The organism is Kitasatospora sp. NBC_01300 (genome assembly GCF_041435235.1).
Lineage (GTDB): Bacteria > Actinomycetota > Actinomycetes > Streptomycetales > Streptomycetaceae > Kitasatospora.
The window spans coordinates 3,708,316-3,723,457 of sequence record NZ_CP108408.1 but is presented as its reverse complement, the minus strand read 5'-3'; the positions used below and the strand labels follow the sequence as shown (position 1 = coordinate 3,723,457).

Sequence of the window (15,142 nt, the reverse complement as noted above, 5' to 3'; positions counted from 1 at the left end):
CCACCGGCACCCACCCACAGGGCGCCCGCTGGCGAGGGGAGCGCAGCCTTGACCACCGACAGCACAACGACCGACGACGCCAACGCCGCCATTCACGAGTGGGTGATCGCCGCGTACGTCCCTGTGGACACGCAGGGCGCCGCCTACGCGCGCCGACGCGGCATCTACCGCGTCCCGGCCACGACGAAGATCCAGAGCGCAGACGTGATCTGCACCCTCTGCCGCAGGCCCTACGACGAGGTCTGCGATCAGCCCTGCGCCGCCTCCGACCCGATGCTCCACGGAGGGCCCATCGGTACCCGCAAGCGCCGTCCCTCGCCCGAGAACCGCCACCAAGTCGCCGCGGCCGAGAACTTCCGCAAGCCGGACCCTGGGGACGCGGGCAACCGGAAGCGGGAGCAGCCGCCGGGACGCTAGGCATCGAAGTGCCTAGCCTGCCTGCCGTGACCATACCCAGCAGGCACCAGCCCCATCTGACCGACGACGTCGCGCACCTGACCGTACGCCGGGTGCGTGACGTCGTCGCCGTCGTCCTGCTCGCACTCGGCACCATCGGCCTCAACGCGGCCGCCTACGCCACCGACCCGCGCCTCGGCCTCGGCTGCACCAGCCTCCTCGCACTCTCGGTCGCCGCCGTCCTCGGTCACCACAACGAGCAGTAGGAGAACGGATGCCCCGCCGCTGGTTCCCCACCCTGCGCCGCCCCGCACCGGCCACCAAGTCCGCACCGGACTACGCCTTCAACTGGGCGCCCGCCGGCGTGCACCGGGCCCGCCCGTGGTCCGTGGAACGGGCCGTGCGTGACGGCATGGAACGCGCGGTGTGGATCTACAAGGCGGTCGACACCATCTCCAACCACGCCGCGGACCGGCCCCTGCGGGTCCGCCGGCGAAGCGGCACCTCCGACGAGCCCCTGCCACCCCATGACGTCCATCCGCTTTACCGGGCGATGAACGTCAGGGCCAACCCGGCAGAAGGCGCATGGGTGTTCAAGAAACGGGTCAGCATGCAACTGCTGCTCTCCAAGCGCGGGGTGTTCCTCGAGCCGACGTTCTCGCGCGGAGGCGACCTGCTGCGCATCGACCTGCTGCCACCCGGCCGGACCCGACCCGTGCCCTCCACCGGCAGGGACCTGATCTCCCACTTCGAGACCGTCACGATCACCGGCGAGCTGCGCCGCCTCGACGTCGATCAGGTGAGGTGGATCCGCAACCCCCACCCGCTCGACCCGTACAGCGGCATCACCCCGCTGGAGGCCGCCGGCCTCAGCGCCGACCTCGACTTCTTCACCCGCCACTACAACCTGTCGTTCGTCAACAACGACGCCAGGCCCGGAGGCGTCATCGGCATCGACGGCGACATGGAGGACGACGAACTACGCCTGCTGCGATCCAAATTCGGCACCGGCCCGTCCGCCGCCGGCGCCTGGACGGTGCTGAGCGGCGGCAACGTCACCGTCACCGACACCTCCGTCACACCCCGGGACATGGCCTACGAGACTGTCGCCGCCATCTCCAAGGTCGAACTGCTCGCAGCGTTCGGCGTCCCCGAGTCCCAACTCGGGAACGCCTCCGGTCGCACCTTCGACAACGCCCGCGCGGAGAAGACCACGTTCTGGGAGATCACCATGCCGCCGCACCTGCGGCTGATCGCCGCGGCCTTCCAGGACGACGCCGACGACGACAACGAGGTCTACTTCGACACCTCCGACGTGGACGTGCTGCGCGAACCCCGCACCAAGCGCCTGTCCGAAGCCCGCGAAGAAGTCGCCGCCGGCGTCCGCTCAGTCCGCTCCTACGCTGAACTCGCCGGGTACGCCGACGAGATCGACGACACCCCTGCCACCCGAGCCCTGTGGCTGGCCTCCGGCCGCACGGCCCTGCCCGCCCGCGCCGCCGACGCCCCGGACCTGAACACCACGACACCGCCCCCAGCACCACCTGCGGCCAAGACCCTCACGCCAGCCGCCGACCTCGTCCTGGACGAGACCGCGGCCGACTCTCTCCGAGGCCGGCTGGACGACGCTCTCCAGGCACTCGCCACCCGCTGGACCGAGCGGACTATCGCCCGGCTCAACTCCCCCCGGTACCGCAAGGGCACCCGGCACTGGGACCACCGTGGCGACACCACCGCCCGCACCGGCGCCAAGGACCTGCCCGTCGACCAGGTGATCGACGTCGCCACCTGGCAGCAGGAGGCCGCCCAGGCCCTCCAGCCCCTCATCGAGCAGGCCGCCACCACGGCGGCGACCGAGCTGCACACCGCCCTCGGCGCGACCAACACCTCCACCGTCGCCGTCTGGCCCGCGCTCGCCCCGCTGCTCACCACATGGCTCGCCGGGCAAGCGCGGGCCCTCGCCGACGACGCGGCCAGCGCCGACCGGGAGGGCAAGAGCCTGGCGGGCATCGCCGAGGCCACCCGCGACTGGGGCCGCGCCCTCGCGAACTGGGCGAGCATCACGGCTGGCCACCTCGCCACCGCCACTATCGAGAGCGCCCGAGACCAGGCCGCCGCCAGCTCCCGCACTGGTCTCGTCCGCCGCTGGGTCGCCCACGACGACGGCCGGACCCGGCCCGACCACGACGAGGCCGACGGCCAGACCCAGCCCTACGACCAGCCCTTCACCATCGGCGACGACCCGCTGCGCCACCCCGGCGACACCACCGCGCCACCCGGACAGTCCGCCAACTGCCGCTGCCGCCTTGCCTGGCGGCTCGAGCGCTGATCGCATCACCTGGCAGACGGACCGCGACCACCCCGCCGTACCCCCGTGTGAGGATGAAGCATGACCACCGGAACGCCCAGCGACCGCCAGCAGCTCAACGAGGACTGGCTGCGCAGCCGGCGCTGGGACATCCGTTACCCGAACGGCGAGCCCGTCACCACACTCGACGGGCTCGCCCAGGTGCTCCGCGTCTCCAGGCAGGAGGCTGCACGCCGGATCTTGACCCAGCCCTTCGGTAAGGCCGCGCCAGCCGGCCTACGGCAAGAGGCGGAGTCGTTGCCCGCTGAAGATGTGCAGTAGCCCGCTTCTCTGCCCGCTACTTCACCCAGACGACGGCCAGGTAGGCCGCGCCGAGAGCGAGTGTGGCGCCAGCGGCGGCAGCGCCGCGCTCCACTGCTTCGGGCACGGAACGGGTGCGCCAGTAGCGGAGCAGGCCGCTGCTGAGAGCAACGACGAGGCTCGCCAGAGCGATGGTCACGAACACGAGGGCCCGCATGGCCGCCCTTCCTGGAGAATTGGGAGAGTGTGAAGCGCGCCAGCGTTCAGCGCATGTTCAATCCGCCGGATTGAACACAACTGTACACCTGAGAGTCGAGGAGTGAGCCCCGTGGGCGACCAGAGCGGTCGGCAGCAGTTGAGCGATACCCTCGGCCGCCTGCTCGATCAGTCAGGATTGACTAAGAAAGAGCTGGCCATCCGGGGAAACCTGTCCCGGACGACCGTCTCGGCGGCGTTCAGCCCGGAGAGCCCACCCCCGTCTGATCGGACCATCGAGACGATCGCGGACACGTTGGATGCGGACCCGGCCCCGCTGTACAACCTCCTGGCGATCGCTCGGAACGAGGAGGCGCAGCAGCCGCGGCTCGAGAAGGCCGTGGCTCATAGGAGGCTGGTCCAACCGACGTGGGAGGTTGCCCGGCCGTCGGCGGACCCGCGTCTACGCGAACTCAGCTTCGACCCGCTCCGACCCGAGAACCTAGTGCGCAGCGTCGTTGACAGGTTCCGTTCGGCTATGCCCTACGACATCGAAGACGCCTCATTCTGGGCACGTGACGCAGGCATCTACGGCATCTACTACATCGGAGCTCACCGTCTCTACATGCCCATCGCCGGAAGCGGGTTTCCGCTGTACGTGGGCGGCGTTCAGAGTTCGCCGACGTCATCGAGGGCACAGCTACCTCGCCCGACCGTGAGCCATCGACTTGAGGAACACCGCCGTACTCTCTTCCAGAGCCGCGACCTTGACCCGGCGGACTTCATGGTCCAAGTGCTCTTCATCGATGACCTCTTCATCCCTCCAGTAGTCGACGCTCTGACAACGGAGTTCAAGCCGTTGTGGAACACCACACTCGATGGCTTCGCTCTCCGTAACCCGGGACGCCTCCGGCGAATCCCTCGGCCGAAGTGGCACGAGTTGCACGCCGGCCCCGATTCCTGGGCCGCCGGGCTGGAACCGAAGCGAAGTCCCACTGAGCTTGAGGAAGAGGTTCGCCAGCACTTTGCCGCTTGGCTCCGTTGAGTGGGCGTTCGGCGATGACCGCGCCGAGACGCTAGGCGGCTCTCCTGCGATGGTGCTGGTTCGACCTGAGGACGATCACCAGGAGTCCGAGTGCCCCGCCTCGCAGTTCGTGAAGTGCGCCTGCGGCTGCGCTGGAAGAACTATCCGTTCCGCGAGGACCTGCACCCTCGGGACGGCCGAGGCCGGTTCGCGCACGGCCCCGGCACGGGGCTGGACTCGCTGCTGGAGCGGATTCGGGCGGCCGCAGGTCGGCCGTCCCGGGCACCGCGTTCCGAACCTCACTTCGATGAGGAGCAGCACGGCTTGGTCTTCCGTGACGGGCAGAGCGAACGCGTCGCCAAGGCGTACAAGGCCAACGTGGTGGACGGGATTACCCGCGACCTGCGGGACATGCCGGACGAGACGCTGCTGTTGGAACACGACCGGGTCTGGCTCGACCGTGTGCGCTCGGGGGAGGTGCACGCGTACGAGGACCCGGCGACCGGGATCGCCAACTCCGTCTGGCCCAGCGAGTCCCCGGCGGACGCGTCCTGGACGCACGTCGACGCGGACCGGGCACGCGACCTCTTGCGGCACGACGCCGTCAACCAGATGGTCGCCACCTGGGCGATGACGTCCAACGACGAAGACTCCCGGGCCCTCTCCGTCCAAGAGACCGCGCGAGACGCCTTCGGGCTGCACCCGGCCGCGGACTGGCCCAGCACCGACCAGCTCGTGCGGGAGACCGCCGACCATCGAGCCGCCTTCGGAACCGGGTACGCGGCGATGCTGGCGGCGATGTGGGACCGCACCCAGAACCACCTGGCCGAGGCGGACCTCGGCTCCCTGACCGTGTGGCGGGGTGTGGCCACCCCCGACGGTCGGCCACCCGCAGGATGGGCGGCCGATGGCAGCACCCTCTCCGACCCGCTCCTGCGCCCGCTCTCCGCGTTCGCCCTCGACCCCGACACCGCCCACGACTTCGCCGTCGCCGAGGGGCCCGGCATCGTCATGAGCGCGATCGTGCCCGCGGGCAGGGTGATCGCCACACCAGTCACAGGCCTCGGCTGCCTGGACGAGTCGGAGGTCGTGATCCTGGCCGGCCCCGGGACCTGGCACTGGCGGACCGCCGAGTAACCCGCGCTGCTCGGCGCGACACCGCCCCGGGCCCGGTGGCACGCTGCCGCGACCCGATCCCGGCAGAAGGCGGCGCGGTGCACGTCCAGCTCCCCACCGTCACCCTGCGGCTGCGCCGTAAGAACAGGCTCTGGGACGAGGCTCGGCACGCGCGTGACGGCCGCGGCCGGTTCGCCCACCACCCTGGAGCCGGTCGAGTCGGTCTGCCCGGCACACTCGCGGACGACCACTCGGTCAGCCAGGCGGACCTGCTCGGCAGCCGCCACCGGTCCCCCGGCAAGGTCAAGGCCGCCATGTGCGACTCGCTTGCCAAGAAGATGGACGCCACGGACGAGATGCTGCTGTCCGAGGAGCAGCGCGGACGCCTCGCCCGGGTCCGAGACGGGCACCTCGCCGCGTACCGGCCGGAGTCCGGGGCCAACGGCTACGCCGACTACGTCGAGCAAGCCGACCTCGACAGCGGCGCCCGCCGCGAGCCCTGGGGCTACGTGAGGATGAGCGCCGAGGAATACCGGGACTTCGCGCGCGCCGAGGCCGTCTCCCACCACGTCGCCGGGTGGGCGGCGACCTCCAACGACCACAGTGCGGACGCCCTCGCCCTCCAGGAGACCGCCCGCCAGGCCTTCACCCTCGCCGACACCATGGCCTGGGACCATGGCGACGCCAACCTCGAGACTGAAACCACCCACGCTCTTGCCGAAGACGGCCCCGTGCTGCACGCCTTCCTCACCGCCATGTGGGAGACCACCCAGGCGCACTTCGCCGACCTCGGCGTCACCCACATCACCGTCCACCGCGGCTTCACCGGCGTCTACGACGACACCCACGTCAGCGGGATCGACGGTCAGGGCACGGGCATCGACCTGCCTCTGCGCCCGCTGTCGTCCTTCACCACCGAAGAGCACGTCGCCGCCGACTTCGCCACGCGCGGCGGCGAGGTCGACGTCGGCTACACGATCAGCGGCGACGTGCCGGTCACCCGCATCCTCGCTGTGCCCGGGACCGGCATCGGCTGCCTGGACGAGTCCGAGGTCGTCATCCTCGCCGGCCCCGGAGACTGGCACGTCCAGCAGGTCTACGCCGAGACCGACGACGACAACTGGTACGACGGGTAGAACGAGACCCAAGCACGCCGTCCGCCTACCGTGACCGCCACCAACCCAGCGAACGGGAGCGACACGGTGGCACCGACCCCCAGCAGCACGCTGGACCACAAGCAGGCGAGCCTCGGCGTCCTGGAGACCGACGACGACCAGGGCACCTTCACCACGCTCGTGTCGATCACCGGGCTGCGCGACCACGACGGCGACGTGATCGAGCCCGGCGCCTACGCCCGCACCCTCACCGAGATCACGCCGAAAGGCGTGTGGTCGCACGACTGGAACGTGTGGACCGCCCGCACCGAGCACACCGAGGAACTGCTGCCCGGAGACCCGCGCCTGCCCGCCGCCCTGCCGACCGGCCAGCCCTGGCCCGCCGAGGCCGGCGCGCTCCTCGTCAAGGGCCGCTGCAACCTGGCCACCCAGGCCGGGAAAGACATGTACGCCAACCTGCTGTTCTTCGGCGACCAGGTGCAGTGGTCGATCGGCTACCAGGTCCGAACGGCGAAACGCTCCAAGGGGGTTCGCCGCATCACCGACCTGGACCTGTACGAGTACAGCCCGGTGCTGTTCGGCGCGAACCCCTACACCTCGACCCTCGACCTCAAGCAGCACCCCGGCAAGGCCCGCGGGGTCCTGGCCGACACCCAGGTGGAACTGGCGCCGCTGGCCGGCACGCTGGAGGAGCGGATCGACGCCATCGCCTCCGCCGTGGAGCAGCGCCTGCGTCCCACCGAGGACAACCACCTCGAGTACGGCACGGTGCAGATCATCGGCACCTACCCGGACCGGGTCATCGCCACGGTGTGGAGCTACACCGAGGGCGGCTTCAACTCGACCAGCTGGGAGATCCCGTACACGCTCTCCGGCGACGGCGTCCCGACCGTCGCCCAGCCCAGCCCCGTCCGCCTGGTCCTCGACGTCGAGGGCACCGGTCCCGACGCGGCGCTGGCCGCCCTCGCACCCGACGTGGAACGGGTCGCCTCCCAGATGAAGACCCTGGCGGACATCCAGAGCAAGGCGGGGCGCGTCCTGTCAGGAGAGAACGCCGACCGCCTGGCCTCCGCCGTGCAGCACCTCGTCGCCGTGCTCACCGCCGCCGGCATCGACTGGCAGCCGCCCGAGCCTCCGGCTGACGAGAGCAAGACCCTGGCCATGGCGGTCCTCAAGCCGAACGAGATCAGCGCGGCGCTGGCGCTGTTCGCCGATGCGCGGACCATCAGCTGAGCGCCACCCTGGCGGTTCGCTGACTCGACGGTACGCACCGCCGGGGATTCGTGGACTGGCCGTTGCACCCGCAGGTGCCGCGGATGCTTCACTGGGCAGCAGAGGTCACCGCTTCACCGCGACGGCGGCGTAGGCGCTCACCTGGGCGTCGGTGATCCCCTGCTCGGCGACGCCCTCTGGCCGCCACCTGTGGGTCGGGCAGAGACCGGGGTCGAGGAGGTCCCAGCCATCGAAGAAGTGCTCGATCTGCTCACGGGTGCGCATGCGGACCGTGGTGCCGGCGGCGGCGTAGACCTGGGTGATGCGTTCGGCCTCGGCCGGGCCGAAGTCGGGGGTGCCGTGGCTGATCGCCAAGGCGCTGTCCGGGGCCAGAGCGTCCTTGAGCTGTCCGACGATCCGGTAGGCGTCCTGGTCGTCGGGGACGAAGTGGAGCAGGGCGTTGAGGCTGAGGGCGACCGGCGCGGTGACATCGATGGTCTTCGCCAGTTCCTTCGAGGTGAGGATCGCGGCGGGGTCGGTGACGTCGGCCTGGAGGTAGGAGGTCAGGCCCTCTGGGCTGCTCAGTAACAGGGCTTGTGCGTGAGCGAAGACGATCGGATCGTTGTCGGCGTAGAGCACCCGGGCCTGCGGATTGATCCCCTGCGCGACCTCGTGCAGGTTCGGCGAGGTGGGAATCCCGGTGCCGACATCGAGGAACTGCGCGATGCCCTGGCTGGCGAGAAGGCGCGTGGAGCGTTGCACGAAGTCCCGGTTGGCCCGCGCGGCGACCCGGGCGGCCGGGAAGACGGCGATCGCCTGGCCGGCGGCCTCGCGGTCGGCGGCGAAGTTCGTGGTCCCGCCGAGGTAGTAGTCGTACATGCGGGCGGAGTGGGCCCGGTGGAGCTGGAGATCGATCTCGTCGTCCTCGTCGTCGCGCGTCACCACCGTGCCCCCCAGCCCTATTGTTCTGCCGCGCTACCGTGCCGCGCGCCACGGCGCGCCACCGGCGGATGCTCTTGCGGTTCCTGCCCAGGACCGTTGCATGTCAACCTCGACGCCGCCCGGACGGGTGAGCCGGCCTGCACTGAACCACGATGACCAACCTAAGACACGACGACCTGACAATCGATCAGGTAATGCAGTAGTCATACTATTACCGTCAGTCATTTTCTTTGCGCCTCCTTTGCACCCAGGAGCCCCAACTGCGCTTGCATGTGCCTCAGGGGAACTCGTGTCCCCCCGAAGCACACCAGCACCGGCCGCGCGCCGGTACGGGGAGGGGAACCGTCATGCTGATCAACCGGGACGAGCCGCCCAGCACCGGCGGCCGCAGGGGAGGCCGGACCTTGACCGACACCAACGGCACGACACCGGGCGGAGCGCGCCTGACGCTCACCTTCGACGCGTTCTGCGCCACGCACGAACGCGCCTGGCTCGGCTTCGTCCGCACCCAGGTCGGCTACCGTGACGGCGGCCCCGAGCTGGTGGTGGCGGCGACCAAGCAGCACCTGCGCCGCAACTGGTCGATCGCCCTGCGCCAGGAGATTCCCGCCGCATACGCCTGGAGGCTCCTCAAGGAGCACCTCGCCGCCTGGCGCGCCGCGCAGAGCGAGCCGGTCGCCGTGCAGGCAGCGGCGCTGGACGCGGTCATCGACCACTTCCGCCGCCAGGCCCGCATCAGCCTGGAAACGCTGCCCGAGCGCATCGGCCTGATGACCGCGATCCTCGAACTGCCCGAGCGGCAGCACGACAGCGTGGTACTCAGGTACTGCCTCGACCTGGACGAACAGGAGGTCGCCGACTTCCTCGGCACCCCCCTCTCCACCCTGCGTTCCAACCTCCGTCACGCCCGCCGCCGCCTCGCCAACGCCATCGGCAGGCCCGAACTCGCCGAACGGCCAAAGGAGGAGCAGTGAGCCGACCCGCCGCCGACCAGCATCCCAGCCTCCTCGCCTGGCACGCCGACCCGCACCTCGACCTCGGTCCGGGCATGAGCACCGCCGAGGCGAGGATCTACACCTGCACCAGCGCCGCGCCGCCTGCCGCAGCCGCCCACATCACGGCGGCTCCGGCCCCCTTCCCGTCGGACCACGAGCAGGCCTTCCACGAACTGGACCTCGCCGTCGCCCTGGTCCTCAACGCGCCCCAGGCTGGCCGCTCCCTTGACCGGCTCGTGAACTCCGACCAAGTCCACCCCGAAGGCGCACTCGTCTTCGGCAGCCTGCTGTTCGTCACCAACCGGGTGGACGCTGCCCAGTTCTGGTGGCAGTTCGCTGCTGGCTCTGGCAACGCAACCGCCGCGTACCTGCTGCACCTGCACCACCTCACCCTCGGCGAGACTCGCGACGCAGCCCACTGGCGTGGCCAAGCTGAGAGCTTCCCGACCAAGCCGCCCGTCCCAAGCGCCTTCCGCGCACTCGCCCCGCTGCTGCCCGACGGGGTGCGGCGCGACATACTCGCCCGCTGCCACGAAGGCCTCCACCCACGACTCCCCGCAGCCCTCGAAGCCGTCATCAACCGCCTGACGGTCCTGTGCGACGACGAGGACTTCGGCGAGGTTCCGCAGCCCTCTCCGACACTCGCCGGACAACTCGCCCGCTGAGTCCACTGGCGCCGGCCATGCCTGAATCGAGTTTGTGATCACCGACCGGTGCCGTACAGTCGGCCTTACCGACGCGGGGTGGAGCAGCTCGGTAGCTCGCTGGGCTCATAACCCAGAGGTCGCAGGTTCAAATCCTGTCCCCGCTACCACGAACGCCGAAGGGGCGGATGCGCATCGCGCATCCGCCCCTTCGACATTCTTCCTCCCATGGCCTCTACCAGGGCCGTATTCGGCTGGCCAGGGCCCCGACCGCCTTGTTGATCTGTGGGTTCCAGCTTCGCCCGGCCGCCGCGCCGGAGATCGTCGCGTGCGAGATGCCGAGCCGTTCGGCCAAGTCCGTTGTGGAGTAGTTGCCTCGCCCGAGTTCGTTCTTCCGATGGGCGTTCCGGGTAAGTGCGCCCAGGGCGGTGGATGCCCAGGTCGCCAACACCCGGTAGCCCTCGCGCACCCAGAATTGCGTCTCGACGGCGCGGATTCCTGGTGGCAGGTCCGCGGTTTGCGCGGCCGACCACACGGCCGGTGCGATCAGATGGCGGGCGACATGCTCCTCGGCGTCCTGCACGCCCACGTGGGTCTCGACTTCGGGCGGCAGTCCGGTGTGTGCCAGCGCGGTGACCCAGCCTTCCCGCACGCGAGCGAGACAGCCCCAGGGGCCGCGGGCCCGGGCCCGCGGCCATAGACACCATGCCGCGTACCGTGCCATCCAGTCCTCGGCCTGTGCGACGGTCTCCGCCGGCCCGTACCAGGCCACCGTCGAGACGGAGCCGACCCGAAACGCCCAGCCTTCGGACGACCGAAGGAGCTGCATCGCGGTCCCGTCGATGGCCAGTTGGCGGCCTACCTCGGCGCTCTCGGCCCTGGAGGAGGGCAGTAAGGCTCCTTTTAGCGTTGGGAGTTGAGGCTTTGGGAATGGGTACACGCTGAACTCCAGAGGCCCGGCGATCCGGCCGGGCTGTGTCGGCCGATCCGGCACCATGCCGGACATCACCACCATCACCCGTCCCGCCGCAGCGTGGGCACAGCCAACTAGTCAGCAAGAAAATCGACTTGAGAACGCGGTCGAGTCGCATGCCGCACCGCCAACGTGAGGGGTGACGCTCGACGCGACACAAGCGATCAGCGGTCTCTACGGTGTGCCGATCGCCGTGGTGCCCCGGTGTTGACCGGGCGCACGGCATGGACCCCCTCCGTCCCGCGCTGGCGGGGTGGCCCGGCAACATCCCAAGGAGCGCCACACCGTGCCCACCATCGACAAGAGTCGACTCAAGGAGCTCAACGGCGCGCTGCGCGCCAAGGCCGCCGAACTGGACGGCATCAGCGCGGCCTTCACCGTCGAGGACGGCGGCGTCACTGTCTCGGCCGAGAAGGCCGCCGCGTTCCGCAAGGTTCTCGGCGAGGCGCAGGAGATCAAGCAGCTGATCACCGATCTGGAGGGCGCGGCGACCGTCCACGCCTTCCTCGCCGAGCCCACCTCTCAGCCCTTCGCCCCGCAGGACGCCGCTCTCACGGCCCACCTCGCCAGCCAGGTGAAGTCGCTCGGCCAGCAGTTCCTCGACAGCGACGAGTTCAAGGGCCTCAAGGCCGCCGGCTTCCGTGGCTCGTTCGACCAGATGGTGACCATCGACGGCAGCGCCCTGGACCAGCTCGGCCGCAAGGATGTGTTCAGCCGGAGCGCCGGCACCGCCGGTGTCCTCGGCTTCGGCGTCCCCGAGCACCTGGACATTGTGCCGCGCGCGGTGCGGCCGGGTCGCATCCGAGACCTGTTCCCCTCCCAGACCACCACCGCCAACATCTTGTACGGGGTGCGCGTCACCGGCTTCACCAACGCGGCGGCGATCGTGCCCGAGCGGGCCATGGAGGTGCCACCCGGCGGCACGGCCGCCGTCGAGGTGTACGCGCGAGCCCCGCAGTCGAGCCTGGCGTTCAAGACCGTCACCTACCCGGTCGCCGAGATCGGGCACACCCTGCCCGTGCACAAGAACACCCTCGCCGACGAGCCGCGGCTGCGCGACATCATCGACAGCGAACTCGTCGACGGCGTCAAGATGACCGAGGACAACGAGATCCTCTACGGCACCGGTGGAGACGAGAAGATCACCGGCATCGTCAACACCCAGGGCGTGCAGACCTACGCCCAGGCCGACCCCGACAAGCAGAGCGCCGCGATCCGCCGCGCCGCCACCCGCGCTTTCCTCGCCTACTTCCCGCCCAGCGGCATCGTGCTCCACCCCTTCGATTTCGAGGACCTGGAGCTGGAGACCGATAACCAGGGCGCGTACCGGGTTGCCGTCAACGTCGCCGTCGGCGCGCAGAAGATCGTCTGGCGACTCAGCGTCGTGGACTCCATGGCGATCACGCAGGGCAAGTTCCTCGTCGGGTCCTTCGGTCTGGGCGCGCGCTTGTACGACCGTGAGCAGGTAAGCGTCCAGGTGTCGACCGAGAACCGCGACAACTTCGAGAGGGGCGTGATCACGATGCGCGGCTCCGAACGGATCGGCCTGGAGGTGCCGCGCCCGGAGAGCTTCGTCTACGGCACCTTCAAGGCGACCCACTGATGGCCGCCCGCAAGCCGATCACGAGGACCGCCTCCGAGGCTGAACCACCGGCCGACCCGGTGGCCGAGCAAGCCGCCGACCTGCCGCCGGTCGAGCTGTCGGCCGCCGCACCCATCGAACCGCCACCCGAGCCCGGCGGGATGACCCCCGAGCCCGACCACCAGGACGCGGTCAGCCCGGGACTCACCGTTCACCAGCCCCTCGCTACCGATCACGTTGAGCTGGTTGACGAGGATGGCAACCCACTGCCGCGCGACCTGGAGCAACTGTTCGACCTCACCCACCCGGAGTGGACCGTGATCTACCCCCGGGTACGGATCTACCAGAACAGGACGTACGCCGGGACCAGGCGCGCGGTCACCCAACTGCTCTACGTGCCTGCGCAGTCGATCCCCCGGGCTGAGTTCGACCGATTCCGGCAGGCCCTCGGCTGGGAATAGCCCCGGTCGTCGTTAGGAGCCCGTCCCCGGTCCTGGGGGACGGGCTTCCGGCTCTCCAGCCGCCGAGTGCGACGCGCGGGCCTCCTCGGCCGGCGCCGTGTCGCGACGTGTTCTCGATCTTCCCCAACCACCCCTAATCTAGACTCCACTGAATACCCATCAGCCGGAGGACTGTGACGTGGGCGTGAAGCAAGGTGATTGGGTGGCCGCGGCTGCGGACCAGGTGATCGCCGAGAGCAAACGCCGTGACGGGGCCGCGCTGGTGTGTGCGTCCGGGATCAGCCCGTCCGGCCCTGTGCATCTCGGGAACCTGCGCGAGATCATGGTGCCGCACTTCGTGGCGGACGAACTGCGCCGCCGGGGACTGGAGTGTCGCCATGTGCTGTCCTGGGACGACTACGACCGGCTCCGGAAGGTGCCGGCCGGTGTCCCCTCGAACTTCGCCGAACACATCGGCCGCCCGCTGACCGCAGTGCCTGACCCGTGTGGAGAACACGAGAGCTGGGCGGAGCACTTCAAGGCTCCGCTCCGCGCGGCGCTGGCCAAGCTGGGTGTCGAGGTCGACGAGATCAGCCAGACGCAGATGTACACCTCTGGCGCCTACCGTGAGCAGATCGTCCACGCGATGCGCCACCGGCAGCAGATCGACGGGGTCCTCGGCCGGTACCGGACGAAGAAGGCCGCCGTCGACGCCGAGGTGGAGCAGGACGACGAGGACCTGGCCGCCGCCAGTGCCGGGAGCTACTACCCCTACCGGCCGTACTGCGAGGTCTGCGGACGGGACTCGACGACGGTCGTCAGCTTCGACGACGCCAGCACCCAGATGCAGTACCGGTGCGAGTGCGGTCATGAGGGCGGCTTCGCGCTGTCCGAGACGGACGGCGGGAAGCTGGTCTGGAAGGTCGACTGGCCGATGCGCTGGGCCTTCGAGGGCGTGACCTTCGAGGCCGGCGGCGTCGACCATTCTTCTCCGGGTTCGTCGTTCACCGTCGGGTCGCAGGTGGTGCGCGAGATCTTCGACGGGCTTCCGCCGTCGTACCTCGGATACAGCTTCGTCGGGATCAGTGGCATGGCGAAGATGAGCAGTTCGAAGGGCGGTGTGCCCACCCCGATCGACATCCTGGAGGTCGTGGAGCCTGCGGTGCTGCGGTGGCTCTACAACCGCCGTCAGCCGCGCCAGAGCTTCAGCATCGCGCTGGACGCGGAGATTCTGCGGCTCTACGACGAGTGGGATGCGCTTGGCCGGAAGGTAGAGGGGGCCACGGCCACGGAGCTGGAGGTGGCGGTGCGCGCCCGTTCGCTGGGTCCGGCGGCCGGGCCGCTGCCGTCCACCCCACGTCCTCTGCCGTTTCGAACGCTGGCCTCGGTGGCGGACGTGGCGGCTGGCGACCCGGAGCAGACCCTTCGCATCCTGCGGGACTTCACTGTCGGGGAGCCTTTGGCCAGCCTGGATGAGGCCCAACCCCGACTGGACCGCGCGCAGGCGTGGGTGAGCACCTACGTCCCGGCGGAAGAGCGGACCCAGGTGCGGGCGGAGCCGGACCGAGAGCGGCTGGAGCAGCTGTCTCCAGTGAAGCGGGAGGCGCTGAAGCTGCTGCTGGACGGTCTGGACGAGAACTGGTCGCTCGACGGGCTGACGGCGCTGGTGTACGGCGTGCCGAAGATCCAGGCGGGGCTGCCACTGGACGCCCCCGCGTCGCCGGAGCTGAAGGTGGCCCAGCGGGAGCTGTTCGTGCTGCTGTACGAGCTGCTGGTCGGCCGGGACACCGGCCCGAGGCTGCCGACTCTGTTGCTGGCGCTCGGGGCGGACCGGATTCGGTCGCTGCTGACCGTCGCGTAGGGCTGGTAGCCGGGCGGCGGTGCCGCCTGGCCGGGTCGC

General features: G+C 69.8%; 16 protein-coding genes and 1 tRNA gene. 14 read left to right on the top strand and 3 right to left on the bottom strand.

The features are described from left to right. Positions 1-48: 48 nt before the first annotated feature. From OG556_RS16540 to OG556_RS16525, 4 genes are read left to right on the top strand one after another with little or no spacing between them, the layout of a single operon-like run. Positions 49-417: a hypothetical protein gene (locus OG556_RS16540; RefSeq protein ID WP_371517711.1), complete on the top strand. Its 369-nt coding sequence runs from the start codon at positions 49-51 to the stop codon at positions 415-417. Positions 418-443: 26 nt separating this feature from the next. Beyond that, entirely contained in the window at positions 444-662 is a 219-nt protein-coding gene (locus OG556_RS16535; RefSeq protein ID WP_371517710.1) for a hypothetical protein, read from the top strand. 8 nt (positions 663-670) lie between these two features. Further along, entirely contained in the window at positions 671-2,725 is a 2,055-nt protein-coding gene (locus OG556_RS16530; RefSeq protein ID WP_371517709.1) for a phage portal protein, read from the top strand. Between the two features lie 60 nt (positions 2,726-2,785). After that, positions 2,786-3,025, top strand: a complete 240-nt coding sequence (locus OG556_RS16525; protein ID WP_371517708.1) for a hypothetical protein — start codon at positions 2,786-2,788, stop codon at positions 3,023-3,025. 16 nt (positions 3,026-3,041) lie between these two features. On the opposite strand, the gene OG556_RS16520 is transcribed toward OG556_RS16525, so the two are convergent. Then, on the bottom strand, positions 3,042-3,221 hold the full coding sequence (locus OG556_RS16520) for a hypothetical protein (RefSeq protein WP_371517707.1): 180 nt from the start codon (positions 3,219-3,221) through the stop codon (positions 3,042-3,044). A 111-nt stretch (positions 3,222-3,332) separates the two neighbouring features. Here OG556_RS16520 and OG556_RS16515 point away from each other — a divergent pair, with 111 nt between their 5' ends. From OG556_RS16515 to OG556_RS16500, 4 genes are all read left to right on the top strand, one after another. Beyond that, positions 3,333-4,244 carry an Eco29kI family restriction endonuclease gene (locus tag OG556_RS16515; RefSeq protein WP_371517706.1) on the top strand — a complete coding sequence of 304 codons (912 nt, stop codon included), beginning with the start codon at positions 3,333-3,335 and terminating at the stop codon, positions 4,242-4,244. Positions 4,245-4,334: 90 nt separating this feature from the next. Continuing rightward, positions 4,335-5,360, top strand: coding sequence for a hypothetical protein (locus OG556_RS16510; protein WP_371517705.1), 1,026 nt, complete (start codon positions 4,335-4,337; stop codon positions 5,358-5,360). A 77-nt stretch (positions 5,361-5,437) separates the two neighbouring features. Beyond that, a complete protein-coding gene (locus OG556_RS16505) occupies positions 5,438-6,475 on the top strand; it encodes a hypothetical protein (protein ID WP_371517704.1) in 1,038 nt (345 codons plus the stop codon). A gap of 66 nt (positions 6,476-6,541) precedes the next feature. Next, positions 6,542-7,687 (top strand): HK97 family phage prohead protease, encoded by a 1,146-nt coding sequence (locus tag OG556_RS16500; protein ID WP_371517703.1) that lies wholly within the window; start codon positions 6,542-6,544, stop codon positions 7,685-7,687. 105 nt (positions 7,688-7,792) lie between these two features. On the opposite strand, the gene OG556_RS16495 is transcribed toward OG556_RS16500, so the two are convergent. Then, positions 7,793-8,608, bottom strand: a complete 816-nt coding sequence (locus OG556_RS16495; protein WP_371517702.1) for an SAM-dependent methyltransferase — start codon at positions 8,606-8,608, stop codon at positions 7,793-7,795. Positions 8,609-8,955: 347 nt separating this feature from the next. Between OG556_RS16495 and OG556_RS16490 the strand changes: the two genes are divergently transcribed. From OG556_RS16490 to OG556_RS16480, 3 genes are all read left to right on the top strand, one after another. Further along, positions 8,956-9,582: an RNA polymerase sigma factor gene (locus tag OG556_RS16490; protein WP_371517701.1), complete on the top strand. Its 627-nt coding sequence runs from the start codon at positions 8,956-8,958 to the stop codon at positions 9,580-9,582. Further along, on the top strand, positions 9,579-10,268 hold the full coding sequence (locus tag OG556_RS16485; protein WP_371517700.1) for a hypothetical protein: 690 nt from the start codon (positions 9,579-9,581) through the stop codon (positions 10,266-10,268). The genes OG556_RS16490 and OG556_RS16485 overlap by 4 nt, the downstream gene beginning before the upstream one ends. Positions 10,269-10,340: 72 nt before the next feature. Further along, positions 10,341-10,417 (top strand) — tRNA-Met (locus OG556_RS16480). Positions 10,418-10,482: 65 nt separating this feature from the next. On the opposite strand, the gene OG556_RS16475 is transcribed toward OG556_RS16480, so the two are convergent. Continuing rightward, positions 10,483-11,262 (bottom strand): hypothetical protein, encoded by a 780-nt coding sequence (locus OG556_RS16475; RefSeq protein ID WP_371517699.1) that lies wholly within the window; start codon positions 11,260-11,262, stop codon positions 10,483-10,485. Positions 11,263-11,506: 244 nt separating this feature from the next. On the opposite strand from OG556_RS16475, the gene OG556_RS16470 reads away from it, so the two are divergent. From OG556_RS16470 to lysS, 3 genes are all read left to right on the top strand, one after another. After that, positions 11,507-12,823 carry a phage major capsid protein gene (locus tag OG556_RS16470; protein ID WP_371517698.1) on the top strand — a complete coding sequence of 439 codons (1,317 nt, stop codon included), beginning with the start codon at positions 11,507-11,509 and terminating at the stop codon, positions 12,821-12,823. Next, positions 12,823-13,263, top strand: a complete 441-nt coding sequence (locus tag OG556_RS16465; protein WP_371517697.1) for a hypothetical protein — start codon at positions 12,823-12,825, stop codon at positions 13,261-13,263. Before OG556_RS16470 ends, OG556_RS16465 begins: the two co-directional genes overlap by 1 nt. Positions 13,264-13,465: 202 nt before the next feature. After that, positions 13,466-15,103, top strand: coding sequence for a lysine--tRNA ligase (gene lysS / locus OG556_RS16460; protein WP_371517696.1), 1,638 nt, complete (start codon positions 13,466-13,468; stop codon positions 15,101-15,103). Positions 15,104-15,142 lie beyond the last annotated feature (39 nt).